Genomic DNA, 15,330 nt, shown 5'->3' on the forward strand with positions numbered 1-15,330 from the left:
CTCAGCGCAAGCAAGGCCACCAGGGGTGCCCCCGCGGCGCGGGTGGAGCTGACGCCTCGTGAGCGACCGCGGAATGGGGTGTTCGCCACAGAGGAGAGGCTCCGCTGGTCATTGAATTTCATTGCGTCTGTCGCTCCTTCGCAACGTGGGCTTCGCGTGGTGGGCCGCCGTCTTCGCGGCGGGCAGGCGTCCCGCGACACTCACCCTATCGGACGAGGGCAGGGTACAATTAAGTGCCTTAAGCGAACACGAAGGAGCGGAAACGCTTGCAACTCGCATCACCGGCATGGCTCGAGCCAGATCTGTGCGTTCTCGAGGAGTGGGAGGCTTTTCGAAGCTCCCTGGTCCAGCTGGTCTCCACGGGCGGAGGTCAGCGCAGCACGATCATCTGCGGTCTCCCCGACGCTGCGCGTCGCACGTTCGAGCGCGACCTGCGGGTGGCGCAGCGCGAGAACGCGTCGCCCGTGCACATGCTGACCCGCTCCGCAGATCTGAAGCTCGACGTGCTGCCCGGTCTTCTGGCTGCGCGCATCGCCGACGCTCCCCCTGACGAGCCGCTGGGGGTCTGTTTCTTTCACGACATGGCGTGGACCGCCGAGCGATACACCATCGACGAGATCGTCGAGTACCAGCAGCAGATGGCGGCGCTCCGCCGTGACTACCCGATTCAGATGGTGCATCTGTATCCTCCGACGTCGTTTGACAGCAAGGCGCTCTGGTACTGCACTCGAATCCATCGCGCCATCTGGACCGGAGAGTCGCCCTGCGAGAACTTCTACTACATGCCGCGCCCAGCGCCGCCGTCGTTCGAGGGTTTCTCGTTTGAGGAAGACCTGAAGCGCTGCCTGGGCTTCCTTCAGCGGCAGACGCGCATGCGTGCCGAGCTCGTGGGGCGGGTTGTGGAGACCGAGTCCCTGCTCGAGGAGCGCGTGGCCGAGCTGCACGCGCTCAACCGGCTGGCGCGCATCCTGGCTCACTCGCAAGATCTCGATGAGATACTTCGTGAGGCGCTGGGTCGCGTCATCGAGATGCTGGGCATGGACGCCGGCGGCATCTATGTGTTCGGAGACGAGGGGGCGTCAGAGACACGGCATCAAGCGCTGCTCCCGGTGAAGCCGTTCTCCGACAAGGCGCTCACCACGTTCCATGAGGCCGTGCAGCGGCAGTCTCCAGGGGGGCGCATCTGGTGGACCAGCGATGTGTCAGACACCAATGACGCCTTTCTTCCAACGGGAAGCCCGGTGCGTTCGTTCCTCGTGGCGCCGCTCAAGTTCAGCGGAGAGACGGTGGGGGTTCTCGAGGTGGTGGGAAGCGAGGCGCACGCCTTCTCGCTTCAAGAGATCCACCTGGTCGAGAACGCCCGCCTGCACGAGAAGCACCTGCAGGCCGAGACGGCCGAGCTCAACCTGCGCCAGCAGCTTCTCGACCGTGAGCATCGTGCCCCGTCTGACGAGATTGTCGACGGCGTTCTCGGGCGCGTCGAGATTGCGCTGGCAGCCGCTCAGGACAGCCTCGCCGTCGTGCTGGCAACCCGTGCTGATGATGCCGTCGGTGAGCGGGTCGAGGCGGCGCGCTCTGATCTCTCCCGCATCGGGCGGCTCCTGGAAGAGTTCCAGGCGCTCGGGGGGGGCGGTCTAGCGAGTGCGAGCGTCGAGCTCGATGTCGTGCTGGGAACGTGTCTCGAGCGGCGGAGACTGGCGCTCGATGAGGCCGCGGTCGACGTGCAGGTGCAGTCTGCCCAGGGGGTTCCTCCCGTCACGGCAGACGCAGGTGATCTCGAGCGCCTGTTCCTCACGCTTCTCGATCAGGCGGTAGCGGCGGGGGGCAAGAAGGTTTTGATCTCTCTCGATGTCGAGGGGCGGGAGGCGGTGGTCACCGTTGAAGACGACGGCACTCCCTTTGCCGCAAGCGACGTGGCCCACGCCTTCGAGCCCTTTCGTCCGGTGCGCGGAACCCTCGTGGGAGAGGGGTTGGCGCTGGCGGGCTGCGCGCGCATCGTCAAGCGGCACGGCGCCACCATCGAGGTGCAGCGGTCAGCAGAGAAGACGCGCTTCATCGTGCGGTTTCCCGTGACGGTCGAGCGAAAGCCCTCTGCTTCGGGCGGCAAGCGCGGAGCCTCTGACGACCTGGCGCAGTCTGGAATCCGCTGAGTCGATGCCGTCGCGCACGAATCCGTTCAACATCGCCCCTCCGAGCCTCGTTGACGTGTCCGCGGGTGCCGATGAACGGATCACGGTTCTGCAGGCACACGAATATCCCATCGTGACGGAGGGGATTCGCCTCATTCTTGAAGCGCAGACAGACCTGCAGGTGATCGCGCAGGTGCACGATGGGGTCGAGGCGGTCGACGCGTGCGTAAAGTTCAGGCCCAAGGTGGCCTTGCTCTCCGACATGCTGCCCTCCTTGTCCGGATTCGAGGCGGCACGTCAGATCAAGCAGAAGGTACCGACGTGCAACGTGGTGTTCCTCGCGAAGGCCTCCACCGGAGACATGGTGGCGCGCGCGCTTCGGGCGGGCGCGACGGGCTACGTGCTCAAGACGTCGTCGGCCGCTGAGCTCGTCGACGCCATACGCAACGCGGCGCGCTCGGTCACGCACTTCTCCCCCACCATCGCCAACCAGATCGTCAATGACTATGTGCGGCTTCTCCAGACAGAAGACGAGAGCGATCCCTACCTGCTGCTCACCGAGGGAGAGCGACACGTGCTTCAGATGGTGGCCGAGGGGTATACCGGGCCTCAGATCGCCAGCCGCCTCTACATCACGTCGAAATCGGTTGAGAAGACCCGCCAGCGCATCATGAAGAAGCTCGACGTTCGTGACGTCGCGGGCCTCGTTCGCGCGGCGATTCGAATGGGCATCGTCCAGGAGTAGGGCTCCCCCCTTGGAAGAGGGTGCGGTCGAGCGACATGCCCTGAGGGGGAATCTCCCCCCGCTTCCGCGACTTCCCAGGGGGGATTTACCCCCTCCGGCTTCTGTTGCGAGGGGGGAACTTCCCCCGCTGACCTGGGGACAGGGGGGAATCTCCCCCGTCGTCCCCCACCCATGTTGGGGGGAACTTCCCCTCCGTTTTGGGGGGGATTTCCCTCTTCTGTCCCCTTAAGTTCATGCGTATACTCATTTCATAGGGTGGTTCGGACCGCGTGCCTTCCAAGCAGGCGGATAGAGACTGAACACAGGGGAATCGGGGAGGAACCGCTATGATGCGTGCTGAGCAAGGCACCCACGGCGAAGCGACGAAGGTCCGCGCGTTGGGACCCGTCGTGACTGCGTCGACAACGCCCAGGCTGGCCGAGGTGCCCACCGACGAGCTGGTGCCCATGGCCCGTCTCGGTTCGGGTAGCGCTCTGCGAGAGCTCTTCCGGCGCTACACGCCGTTCGTACACAAGATCTGCCGCAAGTTCTTCCTTCCTGGAGGAGAGACCGAAGATCTCGTTCAGGAAGGCCTGGCCGGCCTTCATCACGCAATTCGCACATTCGCTGCCGACCGCGGTCGTGAGTTCGAGGACTACGCCAGCATGTGCGTGCGCAACCAGATCGTTCGCAGCCTCCGCCAGGCCACGCGGCGCAAGCACATGGTGCTGACCGACGCGTCCAGCCTCACCGCCGAGTCGGGTGCGGTGGTCGAGCGTCCCTGCAACCGTCCCAGCCCAGAAGACGAGGTGCTCGGAGCGCTGGCGACGGGCGAGTGGATGCGCCTGATTGCGACCTGCCTCTCTGGCCTCGAGCGGGAGGTGCTGATGGCACGCCTCAACGGGGAATCGAACCTCGACCTGGCGGACCGCCTCGCGGTGGAGCGCAAGCAGCTCGAGAATGCGCTCTTCAGGGCACGCCGCAAGCTTGCTGTGGCAGCGCATCGAGAAGAGCTGCTCCAAGGGGTCGGCTGATCGAGCCGACGTCGGCTTGCGCCACCGCTTCAATCTCGTCAAGAGCCGCTTCCAGAGCGGCTCTTCTTCGTTCTGGCGTGAGATCTTCCAGGGTGGGAACGCGTGGCTATCGGCACGAGGCAATGAGAATTAAGCCCTGAATGCCTGTTAATTTTCTCATCGATTTCGACGAAATGCGGTACACGAGGTGGTGCGAGACACCATCCCCCCGCTCGGAGGAATGAGATGCAGGCAATCAGATCGTCAGTCGCCGCCAGCAGCCAGGCAAGAGCCAACGGGCTCGGCGCCAAGGGCAATGCCGACCAGGACCAGGGCTTTGCGCTGCTGATGGCCGATCTCGGCGCTCCCCCCGCCCAGGTCGATCCGAACGCATCGAAGCAGCCGTTGAACGACGGCGCTGACGAGCTGGCGTCTGAGGCAGACGATGCCGCCGCGGAGGAGCGCCGTCGCCTGGAAGCGGCCGCGCAGCAGGTGATGGCGCCTGTGGCGGTGGCGCCTGTGGCGGTGGCGCCTGTGGCGGTGGCGCCTGTGGCGGTGGCGCCTGTGGCGGTGGCGCCTGTGGCGGTGGCGCCTGCGGCGTCCGACGTGTCACCGGTGAATGAGCAGGCTGTCGCGGCCCTGCCGCTCGATTCTTCGCCTGTTGGGGCGGTCGATGTGCTTGCGCAACCCACGTCTCCGAGCGCGATGACGCTCCCCCTCCAGGCGCAGCAGCTCTCAGTGCAGGGGAAGACCCAGCAGGTCGACGCAGCGCCATCGAACGTTCCTGAGATCGCCACGGCAGCGGTGTCGCAGCGAGAGAGCCTGACGCTTCCGAAGACAGGAAGAGCCAGCGTGCTGGCGCAGGGCCTTCAGGCAACCGCATCAAATCAAGACGCGCCTGCGGACGTTCCCACCGTGGGAATGCAGCTCGACCTGCGCGCTCGCGGAGCAAGCCTGTCGTCGCAGCGAACGTCGCCGGCACTGAAGGTCCCGTTCAACCTTGGGGTTTCGGCGGGACTGGCGCCGCAGCAGCAGGGCCTGTCGCCTGTGTCTCAGGCTGCGGTGTCTGCAGGCAACCTGTTCCACGTGGAACAGGCCGCGCTGCCCGAGCTTGCAACGCAGCTGGGCGTGTCGCCCGCTCCCCTGGCGGTGGGTCAGAGCGGTCCGAGCCTGCTCGAAGAGCTCAAAGGATGGGGACGAGTCACGCGTGCCGCGCAAGACGACACGAACGCACCATCGCTGTCGGGTGAAGCCGTGACGTCTCGCGGTCGTGCCTCCCAGGGCTTCATCTTCGAGAGCGGGACTGACGCGTTGGGCGATGCGCCGCGCGCCGCAACGAGGATCCAGGCGACCGACGCGGAGCGAGATCTCGCGGCGTCGGCGCAGGCAGGGGTGGCCTCTTCCGCGGCCGTGGCGCTTCCGGCTGCGAGCGAGGCGGGTATCGTCACCCAGACGGCACCGGTCCCTCTGCCTTCGATGGTGAATGAGGTGGTGCGCGTGGCCGGTGAGCTCGCGCAGGCGCAGAAGCAAGGCAAGCCCGAAGGCACCCGCGTTGTCGAGATGCGACTCGATCCGCCAGCTCTCGGCTCGTTGCACGTGCGGGTGGTCGAGGAGAAGGGCTTGGTTCACGCCTACGTGACCGTGGCCAACCCTGCGATGCAGAAGGTCGTGGCCGCGGAGATGAGCCACCTGAGCACCAGTCTTGCGCACCACGGCATCGCGCTCGGTCAGGTCTCTGTGGGCACGCAGGATGGGGGGTCTCGCGATTTCGGGCGCCGCCCGGATGAGCCAGAGACTCCCGCTCGGGCAGGCGCGCCTCGGCGAGGTGTTGCGGCCACGGGCCCAGCGACGCCCACCGCCGTGATCGAACGCATCACGGGCATGGGGCGAGCGGTGAACTTCCAGGCCTGAGGGCCAGACCCGGTTTCACTCGGTTGACCAATTCCACGCGCTGAAGGAGAAACGACATGGCGATGGGTTCGATGAACGCGATTGCGGGTGCTCAGGGGTCCGCGGCTTCCCCTGGCACGAAGCCATCAGGCAGTGGTGCGAACGGCATGACAAACAACGATTTTCTCCGCCTCATCGTGACACAGATGCAGAATCAGAACCCGCTCGAGCCGACCAGCAGCGACCAGATGGTGCAGTCGATGTCGATGATGCAGCTGGTCAGCGAGTCGCACTCGATGAATCAGGCGATGTCTTCGTGGGCGCAGTCTCAGGGGCTGCTACTCGGGGCTAGTCTCATCGGAGGGCAGGTGACCGTGACAGACCCGAAGACGGGGGTGCAGACGCAGGGGCAGGTGACTGGGGTCGTCACCAGCAACGGCCAGGTAGAGGTTCAGGTGGGAGGCGGGAACTACCCGCTCTCGACCATCACCTCGGTTCGCTAGCAGTTTCAGCTCAAACCACAACTTCGAGGAGGACATACGAACATGGAAGCTCTCTCATCGGCAGTGACGGGTCTCGGTACGTTCCAGCAGGCGCTCAACGTCGTGGGCAGCAACCTGGCAAACGTGTCCACGCCAGGCTACAAAGCGACCACCATCTCGTTTCAGGAGCTCATCGCCAGCGTGTCGCGACCGGCGTCGGGACCCACCAGCACACTCGGTGGCATCAACCCGCATCAGTCGGTGCAAGGCGTGAAGGTGGGGCAGGAGAACGCCAAGTACACCCAGGGCAGTCTCACCCCCACAGGCAAGCCCACTGACCTGGGCATCACGGGCGACGGGTTCTTCGTGCTGCGCCAGGTGAACGGCAACCTCGCCTACACGCGCAACGGCAACTTCTCCATCGACAAGACGGGATTGTTCGTCAACGCCTCGGGCTTCCCGGTGATGGGCTGGACAGCAGACGCCACAGGCAACGTCGACACCGCGCAGCCCGTGGGCAAGCTCACCATTCCCCTGGGGCTCAGCAAGTCGCTGGTGACGAAGAACATCTCGCGGGGTGCTCGACGGCAGCACGCCCCCGCCAGGAACGGCAAACGGCTCGTTCACGGCGGGGGCCCTCGACTCGGCGGCGGCGGCGGGCGCCGTGGTGAACTCCCCGAACGTCGATTGGGTCGACAACAACGGTACCAAGCACACGGTCAGCTACACCTTCACGAAGGTCACCAACAACGCGGGTCTCGACGATGTGTGGAACATGACCGTGAACGGTCTCACCGCTGGTGGAGCCTGGACGGGAACCAACACCAACGCCACCGCCATTCCCATCACCTTCGACGCGGCCGGCAAGGTCTCGCTGGTGAACGGTGTGGCGGGCCAGACCCTCAGCGTGGGGGTGGGTGAGACTGTGGAAGGCACGCAGAACGTGGGTCTCGACCTGTCTACGCTCACCTCGTCGGCCGTGGCCGTGCAGCCGGCTTCGAAGGCGGATGGAACGGTTGGCGGCCCGCTGCTCAGCACGGTGACGGGTCAGATCTTCGACTCGCTGGGCACGTCGCATCAGCTCGTGCTGACCTACCAGAAGGTGGTGCCGAGCGCGGGTGCGGGCGGCGCGGAGTGGATCTACACCGCCACTGTCGATGGTGATGCGTCGACCAGCACGGGCAAGCTCTTCTTCGACAACCACGGCGTCTACGACAAGGCCCTCAGCACGGCGAACCCGCAGGTTGCCTATCAGCCCTCGAACGGCTCGGAGCTGCTCAACATGACCCTCGACTTCTCACACATCACCAACCAGGCAGTGGCCACCGTGGCCAACGTCGTCCAGAAGTCGCAGGACGGCACGCCGCCGGGAACCCTCACCAGCATCGGTGTCGATACCGACGGTACCATAAACGGCTCGTTCACGAACGGCCTGCAGATCCATCTTGGTCGCGTCGCGCTGGCGACGTTCCCCAACGTGCAGGGACTCGTGGGTCTGGGAGACGGCATGCTCACCCAGAGCGCCGCCTCCGGCTCTCCGGCCTACACGGGGAACAACGTGATCACTGCGGGTTCGCTCGAGAACTCTAACGTCGACATCGGTGCGGAGTTCACGAACATGATCGTGGCGCAGCGCGCATTCCAGGCGAACTCGAAGATGGTCACCGTCATCGACCAGGTGCTCGCTGACATCGCAAACCTGAAGAACTAGACGTTGCTGGCGTGACCGGAACGGTTCGCGCCGTGCCGTCGTCGGTCTGGGCCCGCGCCAGCGGGTCCAGGTGCGCAGCGCCGGTCCCGACATGGGGCCGGCGCGCGTGTTCTTCAGGGGATGTCGCGGCGGTGCGGCGCGGCAGGCAGAGGTTTCGAGAGGGGAACCCGCGGTCGACTCAGAAAACTGTTCTTCCCCCCCAGCGAGGGCCTTCGCTGAGCGGCGTCGGGTGCCATCGGCATCTGGGCGCCGACACCTTGCCGAAACGAGCGGGAGCGCGCATGATCCGGTTGAACCGCATCAACGGTCAGCCCGTCGTGATCAATGCTGACCTCATCGAGATGCTCGAGGTCACGCCCGAGGTCATCGTGCTTCTCACCACGGGCCGACGCCTGGTTGTGAGCCAGAGCGTCGATGAGGTGGTGCAGGCGGTTGTCGACTACCAGCGCTCCATCGGGGTCAAGCGCCCTCCGCCGCACCTGATCCAGAGCATCGCGATGGGAGACACCGATCACGATGAAGGATAAGGCGACTCTGTTCGGGCTGATCATGGCCTTCGGCGGCGTGGCCGTCGGTGTGGCCATGGAGGGTGGGCACGTCTCTGCCTACATCAGCGTCTCGTCATTTCTCATCGTTTGCGTCGGGTCGCTCGGGGCCATGGTTCTCGCCTTCCAGTGGCACGAGTTCATGCGCTTCTTCGCGCTGTGCAAGATGTGCTTCCAGGGGGCGTCGCATGACTGGGAGGGCGCCATCAAGCGCATGATCGAGGTGGCCACGCTGGCCCGCCGCAACGGCGTTCTCTCGCTCGAGCCCACCATTGCCAAGGAGACCAACGATTTCATCAAGGTGGCGCTGCGCATGATGGTCGACGGGGCCGATTCAGAGGCTCTGGCCGATGTTCTCGATTCCAAGCTCGAGGCGCAGCACTACAAGGTGAAGCAAGACGAGAAGATGTTCGAGATGCTCGGCGGGTTCATGCCCACCCTTGGCATCGTCGGCACGGTGACGAGTCTCATCCATGTGCTCGGAAACCTCTCCGAGCCCGAGAAGCTCGGCGCGGGCATCGCAGCGGCGTTCACGGCCACGCTCTATGGCGTGGGCATCGCGAACATGGCGGTGCTTCCCATGGCGGGCAAGATCCGCTGCATCGGGCGCGAGGAGATGGAGTACTACAAGATGCTTCAGACCGGCCTCGTGGCGGTGCAGTCCGGAGACAACCCCCTGTGGGTCGAGCAGAAGATGCGCAGCTTTGTTCCCGCGCACGTCGAGAACAAACCTGCGAGCGGAGACGCGCCCAAGGGCGACGACAAGAAGAAGTCGAAGACCAAGGCTGCCTAGCGGAGCCTTCGAGGAAACGCACCAGGCGTTGGGCGTGCCTCTGGTTTGAAAGAGATTCGGTATTCGGCGAAGGTGGCTGAAGTGTTCTGCGCGGCAACCGACAATGTAAGGGAGTGCGCCGGTGATCGCCCTTCGCGACATCCTCGGTGCGTGACGGGAGAGCCCTGAAGGTCGATGGCGAGAAAGAAGAAGGTGTTCCACGAAGAGCATGCGGCCGGAGGACATGAGCGGTGGCTCGTGTCCTACGCGGACATGATCACGCTGCTCTTCTGTCTCTTCCTGATTCTCTACGCGATGTCGAAGGTGAACGAGCAGAAGTTCCAGAGTCTCTCGCACTCCCTGGCCAGTGCCATGGAGACGGAGGCGAAGCCACCTGCGCCGCCACCCAGTGACAACCCCTCATCTGCTCCCGCGGGACTCGTGGTGCCCCTGGCCGTTCCGCCCGACGCCCCTCCACAGAGAGATCCCTCGGCAGACGGGGGCGATGCCGACGCAGATGAGGAGATGCTGCGCCGTCTGGCGGAGAAGCTCAACACCGTGGCGCAGGCACGGGGCTGGAAGCGCCAGCTGCAGGTGCATCGGGAGGATGATGGCCTGGTGGTCACCCTGGTGGCGGACGGAGTGATGTTCGACACGGGTGACGTCGATGTACGACCCGGCGCCATGCCCATCATCCTGGCGGTGGGCCAGGCCATCAAGTCATTTCCAAACCAGGTCCGCGTCGAGGGGCATACCGACAACGTGCCGCTCTCTGGCGGGCCCTACAAGACGAACTGGGGGCTCTCGACCATGCGCGCAACGAATGTGGCCGAGGTTCTCATCCGGCAGTCGAACATCGACCCTTCACGCATGAGCGTGCTCGGATATGGTGAGACGAGACCCCGGCTGCCCAACACGAGTGACGCAAATCGACGCCAGAACCGTCGTGTCGAGATCGTCGTGCTCAAGCGCGACGCCAAGTCTGGTGGCAGAGGAGGAAAGTGATCATGAGCCCTTCAGAGGCCCAACAGAAAACGGAAGATCCCTCGCGCTATCAGCCCTACGACTTCACCCGCCCTGACAAGGTCTCGCACGAGCACAAGTCGGTGCTGCGAAACCAGTCGGTGCCGGCTTGTCGCCTGCTCTGCATCCACTTCGGCACCATCCTGCAGGCCGTCGTCGAAATGTCGATGGTCGAGGTAGAAGACCTTCACTATCGTGATGTCTTCCGCCCCATCGAGGGAGAGCGGGGCGGTCGCGTCATGGGCGTGTTCCTGCCCGGACCAGAGCAGTCACAGGGGCTCGTCATCGCCTCGCTCAACATCATGAACGGCTTTCTCGAGCGCATGATGGGAGGCAACGACATCACGCCCATCTACGAGCGAGAGCGTGACCTCAGCGATTTCGAGAGCAAGCTGTTCGCCAAGGTGCTGCTCAAGATCTTGTCGGTCTATCTGAAGACCTTCGGCGATGACTCGCTCACCCCCAGCATCGACAAGCTCGAGACCGAGGCCACGCTCGTGCCGCGCTCGTATGCCCCTGAAGAGACGATTCTGCGCCAGATCTTTCGCGTGAACATCAATGGCGCCGTCGGGTACATCACGGTGTGCCTTCCCTTCGCATGGTTTCGCCCGAAGCTGCCGCAGATGCGCCACGGCATGGGAGGAGCCTTCGGCCAGGGTCCGCTCGATCCGAAGATGCTCGACGAGGTGGCCACGGTTGATGTGCCGGTCGAGGTGCATCTCGGACGTGGTCGCGTCAGCCTGCGTCAGCTCATGGCGCTTGCCCCGGGAGACGAGATCATGCTCGAGGGTCCCGTTCTGGTGCATGTCTCAGACGTTCCCAAGTTCATTGCAAAGCCCGGATTGCGCGACGACAACATGGCGGTCGAGATTGTCACCCCGTTCGTCGCCGACGGCAAAGACGAATCGTTCACCAGGTCAATCTAACCGGACGCACGGCTTGCAGGCATCTGTCTGCACCCGTTCGTTGAATGGAGGAGGGTCAAGGCCATGACTGAGGGTACGGCACATCAGGCTGAAGGGGCCGACAGCGCGACCCGCGAGTTCGACATGTCCTTGCTCACGAATGCGCGCGCGGCAAGGGCCAACACTGCGGGAGCAGAGGCCATCGGCACGCTGACGCGTCTCTCCCTGGGCACGGGTATCGTGAAGTTCTGGAAGGGTGACCCCAAGCGCTTCCCCATCCGTGAAGAAGAGCGCATGGGTGTTCGTGTCACCATCACGGCGGCGGATACCCAGGTGGAGGGTCTGCTCGTCATCGAGCGCCTGCTGGCCATGGCGGTGGTGAACTGCATGATCGGTGAGGATCGTGACACCCTCATCAGCACCTTCGAAGATCTTCAGCGCTCGGTTCTTGCAGAAGCGCTCGGCGGGGTGGCGTCGGCCGTGCAGGAGGCACTGTCGGCCCAGCTCGCACGGCCCGTGCAGATCTCGGTGATGCCGGGCGTGCTCGAGCGCGCTGAGCTGCTTCTCTCGTCGTCTTCTTGCGTCTACGCGGGCGTCGAGGTCCTCGAGGGAAACAACCGCATCGGTCATCTCGCCATGGTGGTCGACGAATCGGCCCTCGCTGCACAGATCGAGGCCGCTCAGCCCCCCAAGGCACAGGCATCTTCGGCGCCGCAGTCGTTTCCGTCAACATCGTTTCCGCAGCTGGGAACGCGCGATTTGGGCAGCAGCGATACCTCGCAGAACCTGGGTCTGCTCCTCGATGTGCCCATGCAGCTCGTGGCCGTGCTCGGGCGACGCAGCATGAAGCTGCGCGAGGTTCTCCAGATGGCTTCCGGCTCTGTTCTCGAGCTCGACAAGATTGCGGGTGAGCCGCTCGAGCTGCTGGTCAACGGCAAGCTCATCGGGTATGGTGAGGTCATCGTGGCGGATGACAAGTTCGGCATCAAGGTTCGCGATGTCGTCAACCAGGAGGATCGCCTGCGGAGTGCGCGTCTGTGAACCCGAGCACGGCGAACGCGCTGGGGAACTTCCTCTCGCACGGCGCTCCCACCGAGATCTCGAGCGTGCTCCGCGTGGCGGGCATCCTCACGGTCATGTCGGTCATCCCCGCGATTCTCATCTTGATGACGTCGTTCACGCGCATCGTCATCGTTCTCTCGCTTGTGCGCTACGCCATCGGCACCCCGTCTCTGCCCCCCACGTCGCTCATCATCTCGCTTGCGCTCATTCTCACAGGCATCACCATGGCGCCAACGCTGCAGAAGTCGTACGACGATGGAATCGGCCCCTATCTCGACAACAAGAAGCCTGTCATGGAGGCGTACACGGGGGCTATCGCGCCGTTTCGCGACTTCATGTTCCGCTATACGGGCGACAAGGAGCTCGCGCTGTTCGCAGAGGCGGTGAGCCGTGCTCGGTACAAGACCAAGGAAGAGGTGCCCACGGGGGTTCTCATCTCCGCGTTCACCACGAGCGAGCTGCGCACCGCCTTTCAGATGGGTTTCATGTTGCTCATCGCGTTTCTCGTGGTCGATATCGTGGTGGCATCGATGCTCATGGCCATGGGCATGATGATGGTGCCGCCCATGAGCATCTCGTTGCCCATGAAGATTCTCGTCTTCGTGCTCGCCGATGGCTGGTTCCGGGTCATCAAGTCGCTGGTGACCTCGTTCCGCTGACGTTTCGGCCGTGTCACCTTCGACTTGACGGAGGGCTTATAGAGAAGGCATCGGGCCGATGAATCGAGGTTCGGGGATCAGCCCCACGCCGAAGCGTTCTAGAACGGCGGACTCGATCTCTCGGGCAAGCGCCATGACGTCTCGCGCGGTGGCTTGTCCGCGATTCACGATGGCGAGGCAGTGGCTCGACGACAGGCCCGCCTCTCCGCGCTCATAGCCTCTGTAGAACCCCGCGTTCTCGATGAGCCAGGCGGCGGAGAGCTTGTACTTCTCGTCGATCACGTGGTGGGGAGGGACGTCATCGGTTTCGATGAGATCGTGGCTGCGGGCCGCCTCGACGATCCGTTCCCAGGCCTGGGCGTCGACCGTTGGGTTGACGAAGAACGAACCGACGCTGCGGGAATCCGGGTCGTACGAGTCGAGCACCATCGATTTACGACGACGCACCTCAACCACGGCGTGGCGCACCTGAACCAGTGTGGGCGCCCCCAGACCTCGCTCGGCAAGTCTTTCGGAGACCTCACCGTGTCGAACGGTGGGCTCGCCATCGACGACCAGGCGGTAGGTGACCGCGGTCACCACGTAACGGCCCGGCGCGTGCGATTTGAAGAGGCTGTCGCGATAGGCGAAGCCGCACGCCGCCGATTCCAGCTCAACCATGTCGGCCTTCTCGGTGTCAAAGGCGCGCACGACTTCGATGGTCTGTGAGACCTCCTGTCCGTAGGCGCCCACGTTCTGGATGGGGGTGGCCCCGACGCGACCGGGAATCCCCGACAGGCACTCGATGCCGGCCCATCCGCGAGAGACGCAGTGCGCCACGAAGCCATCCCAGGGCTCGCCCGCAAGTGCGGTGACGCGGGCGGATCCAGCGGCCATGGTCGACTTGATGCCGCGCATGTCGAGCTGGATCACGAGGCCGTCGTAGCCGTCGTCTGAGACCACCACATTGGTGCCGCCGCCGAGCACCGTCCAGGGGGTGCTCCGCTCCTCTGCCCAGGCAATGGCGTGCGCCACGCCGTCTTCATCGACGACCTCGCAGAAGAACCGTGCGGACCCGCCCACCCCCAGTGAGGTCAACGGGGCAAGCGGCACGTCGTGATTGATGATGGGGCGCATCGAGGGCGTGCGACTCCTCTCAGAGCAGCCTGGGGAGAGGCCGGGCCGGTTGTCTCAGCCAGGGGTTTCCACGCACCGATGAGGTCCCCTGCTCGTGGCGAGAAGGGGGTGCAGCGCAGCTCGCCAGGGTGATCTGCGAAAGGAGGTCGGGGCTTTCGCAGCGCAAGGAAGCATCATGCTCTCCATTCAGCGCCTTGCCCTTCTTTCAATCGCCGTCGTCGCCCTGGTCGCGTCGGGCTGTCAGGCACCGTCGACCGCGCCCTCGCCCACGCCCGGTACGCCTTCCGCGGCAGGGGGGAAGGGGGGCACGCCGCATCCGGTGTCGTCGGTGTCTACGGCTCCCGCTGTCGCGTCTCCGTCCTCCGCCGCACCCGCGTCCCCAAGCCCAGGGGTACAGCCTGAACCGTCAGCCCAGGCCGCATCGCCACACGCAGGGTCATCGGCCTCCCCTCGTGTCGTTGCACGGGGGCATGGGGTGATTCGCGCTATCGACGCTGACGGTCTCGGGGTGACCATCGAGCATGAGGCCAATGAGTCGCTGGGCGTGGATGCGGGCGTGAGCCACTATCGCGTGGGCGACCGGGCGGTTGTGGCCGACCTGAAGGCGGGTGATGAGGTCGACTATGACGTCGACGTCGGGCCGAACGGCGGGCTGGTGGTCTCGGGCATCGTCGAGATGGGGCGCTAGTTCGCCTCGCCTGGGCTGTACAAGGATGGCCTCCGCGTAAGCGCGGCAGATGCCGGGCTATTGCGTCCCGGTGTACTGGTCAGGATAGGACCCCAGTCGGGCCCGGATCTGGCTTGCGAGACTGGCATCTATGGCTGACAGGGGGCCGAGGCTGGTGCTGTCGTTCGTTACCGGAAGGACGTACTTGCGACCGTCTACGGTGACCTCGAGGGAGCCCAGCTGCACGCTGCGCGATGTGTTTCCGTATCCTTGCGGTGCGGTGTCGTCGCCTCCGCCCTGCCACGTGAACGCGGGCCAGAAGTAGAGCATTCCGTTATGCTCCACCGTGTATTCCTGGCCCTGGAACTGCGTCGTGGCCTTCTGGCAGAGGTTTCCATCGGCGGTTCTCAGCTTGAAGTTGGTCTCAAGGTCACGCTTCGTGCCTGATCGATTGTACACATAGCCCCAGACCACGCACGACATCGGGTATCTCTGCACGCGCATGATTCCCACGACCAGACCACCATCTTGTGTGGGTCTGCTGGCGCTGCCCTGTTCGTCGCTCTTCGCAGGCTGCGTTCGAGTGCCGCCGGAGGGTGCGTCCAACGACTTTGCCGTGAGTGCAGATTGGC

18 protein-coding genes are annotated in these 15,330 nt (G+C 64.5%); 15 read left to right on the forward strand and 3 right to left on the reverse strand.

The genetic code is table 11. The features are described 5' to 3' along the window. The first annotated feature begins 266 nt into the window (after positions 1–266). The 4 genes from EB084_07520 (at position 267) to EB084_07535 (ending at position 4,020) form a co-directional block, all read left to right on the forward strand. On the forward strand, positions 267–2,150 hold the full coding sequence (locus tag EB084_07520) for a sensor histidine kinase (protein NDD28099.1): 1,884 nt from the start codon (positions 267–269) through the stop codon (positions 2,148–2,150). Positions 2,151–2,154: 4 nt separating this feature from the next. Then, positions 2,155–2,874: a DNA-binding response regulator gene (locus EB084_07525; protein ID NDD28100.1), complete on the forward strand. Its 720-nt coding sequence runs from the start codon at positions 2,155–2,157 to the stop codon at positions 2,872–2,874. Between the two features lie 326 nt (positions 2,875–3,200). Next, positions 3,201–3,887, forward strand: a complete 687-nt coding sequence (locus EB084_07530; GenBank protein ID NDD28101.1) for a sigma-70 family RNA polymerase sigma factor — start codon at positions 3,201–3,203, stop codon at positions 3,885–3,887. Then, positions 3,841–4,020: a hypothetical protein gene (locus tag EB084_07535; protein NDD28102.1), complete on the forward strand. Its 180-nt coding sequence runs from the start codon at positions 3,841–3,843 to the stop codon at positions 4,018–4,020. Before EB084_07530 ends, EB084_07535 begins: the two co-directional genes overlap by 47 nt. A gap of 102 nt (positions 4,021–4,122) precedes the next feature. Here EB084_07535 and EB084_07540 read toward each other — a convergent pair whose 3' ends face one another. Continuing rightward, positions 4,123–4,479: a hypothetical protein gene (locus EB084_07540; protein NDD28103.1), complete on the reverse strand. Its 357-nt coding sequence runs from the start codon at positions 4,477–4,479 to the stop codon at positions 4,123–4,125. On the opposite strand from EB084_07540, the gene EB084_07545 reads away from it, so the two are divergent. The 10 genes from EB084_07545 to fliP all read left to right on the forward strand — a co-directional run bounded on the left by EB084_07545 (position 4,392) and on the right by fliP (position 12,915). Then, a complete protein-coding gene (locus tag EB084_07545) occupies positions 4,392–5,777 on the forward strand; it encodes a flagellar hook-length control protein FliK (protein NDD28104.1) in 1,386 nt (461 codons plus the stop codon). The two genes, EB084_07540 and EB084_07545, sit on opposite strands and share 88 nt — an antisense overlap. A gap of 56 nt (positions 5,778–5,833) precedes the next feature. Beyond that, positions 5,834–6,259: a hypothetical protein gene (locus tag EB084_07550; protein NDD28105.1), complete on the forward strand. Its 426-nt coding sequence runs from the start codon at positions 5,834–5,836 to the stop codon at positions 6,257–6,259. A 42-nt stretch (positions 6,260–6,301) separates the two neighbouring features. Continuing rightward, the gene (locus EB084_07555; GenBank protein NDD28106.1) at positions 6,302–7,159 is read left to right on the forward strand and encodes a flagellar hook basal-body protein; all 858 of its coding nucleotides are present in this window, start codon (positions 6,302–6,304) and stop codon (positions 7,157–7,159) included. Further along, positions 6,816–7,949, forward strand: coding sequence for a flagellar hook-basal body complex protein (locus EB084_07560; GenBank protein NDD28107.1), 1,134 nt, complete (start codon positions 6,816–6,818; stop codon positions 7,947–7,949). Before EB084_07555 ends, EB084_07560 begins: the two co-directional genes overlap by 344 nt. 281 nt (positions 7,950–8,230) lie before the next feature. After that, positions 8,231–8,476: a flagellar protein FlbD gene (locus EB084_07565; protein ID NDD28108.1), complete on the forward strand. Its 246-nt coding sequence runs from the start codon at positions 8,231–8,233 to the stop codon at positions 8,474–8,476. After that, positions 8,466–9,287 carry a flagellar motor protein gene (locus EB084_07570; GenBank protein ID NDD28109.1) on the forward strand — a complete coding sequence of 274 codons (822 nt, stop codon included), beginning with the start codon at positions 8,466–8,468 and terminating at the stop codon, positions 9,285–9,287. Before EB084_07565 ends, EB084_07570 begins: the two co-directional genes overlap by 11 nt. Positions 9,288–9,461: 174 nt before the next feature. Then, a complete protein-coding gene (locus EB084_07575) occupies positions 9,462–10,271 on the forward strand; it encodes a chemotaxis protein MotB (protein ID NDD28110.1) in 810 nt (269 codons plus the stop codon). After that, positions 10,268–11,215 carry a hypothetical protein gene (locus tag EB084_07580; protein NDD28111.1) on the forward strand — a complete coding sequence of 316 codons (948 nt, stop codon included), beginning with the start codon at positions 10,268–10,270 and terminating at the stop codon, positions 11,213–11,215. Before EB084_07575 ends, EB084_07580 begins: the two co-directional genes overlap by 4 nt. Positions 11,216–11,278: 63 nt before the next feature. Continuing rightward, positions 11,279–12,235, forward strand: coding sequence for a flagellar motor switch protein FliN (gene fliN, locus EB084_07585; GenBank protein ID NDD28112.1), 957 nt, complete (start codon positions 11,279–11,281; stop codon positions 12,233–12,235). Positions 12,236–12,330: 95 nt separating this feature from the next. Continuing rightward, complete coding sequence (gene fliP / locus EB084_07590; GenBank protein NDD28113.1) at positions 12,331–12,915, forward strand: flagellar biosynthetic protein FliP; 585 nt, start codon at positions 12,331–12,333, stop codon at positions 12,913–12,915. Positions 12,916–12,951: 36 nt separating this feature from the next. Here the strand turns inward: fliP and EB084_07595 are convergent, their stop codons facing one another. After that, the gene (locus tag EB084_07595) at positions 12,952–14,031 is read right to left on the reverse strand and encodes a UDP-N-acetylmuramate dehydrogenase (GenBank protein NDD28114.1); all 1,080 of its coding nucleotides are present in this window, start codon (positions 14,029–14,031) and stop codon (positions 12,952–12,954) included. Between the two features lie 175 nt (positions 14,032–14,206). Here EB084_07595 and EB084_07600 point away from each other — a divergent pair, with 175 nt between their 5' ends. After that, positions 14,207–14,719 carry a hypothetical protein gene (locus EB084_07600; protein ID NDD28115.1) on the forward strand — a complete coding sequence of 171 codons (513 nt, stop codon included), beginning with the start codon at positions 14,207–14,209 and terminating at the stop codon, positions 14,717–14,719. A 57-nt stretch (positions 14,720–14,776) separates the two neighbouring features. Here EB084_07600 and EB084_07605 read toward each other — a convergent pair whose 3' ends face one another. Beyond that, complete coding sequence (locus EB084_07605; protein NDD28116.1) at positions 14,777–15,304, reverse strand: hypothetical protein; 528 nt, start codon at positions 15,302–15,304, stop codon at positions 14,777–14,779. Between the last annotated feature and the right edge of the window lie 26 nt (positions 15,305–15,330).

This window comes from Pseudomonadota bacterium, from assembly GCA_010028905.1.
Taxonomy (GTDB): domain Bacteria; phylum Vulcanimicrobiota; class Xenobia; order RGZZ01; family RGZZ01; genus RGZZ01.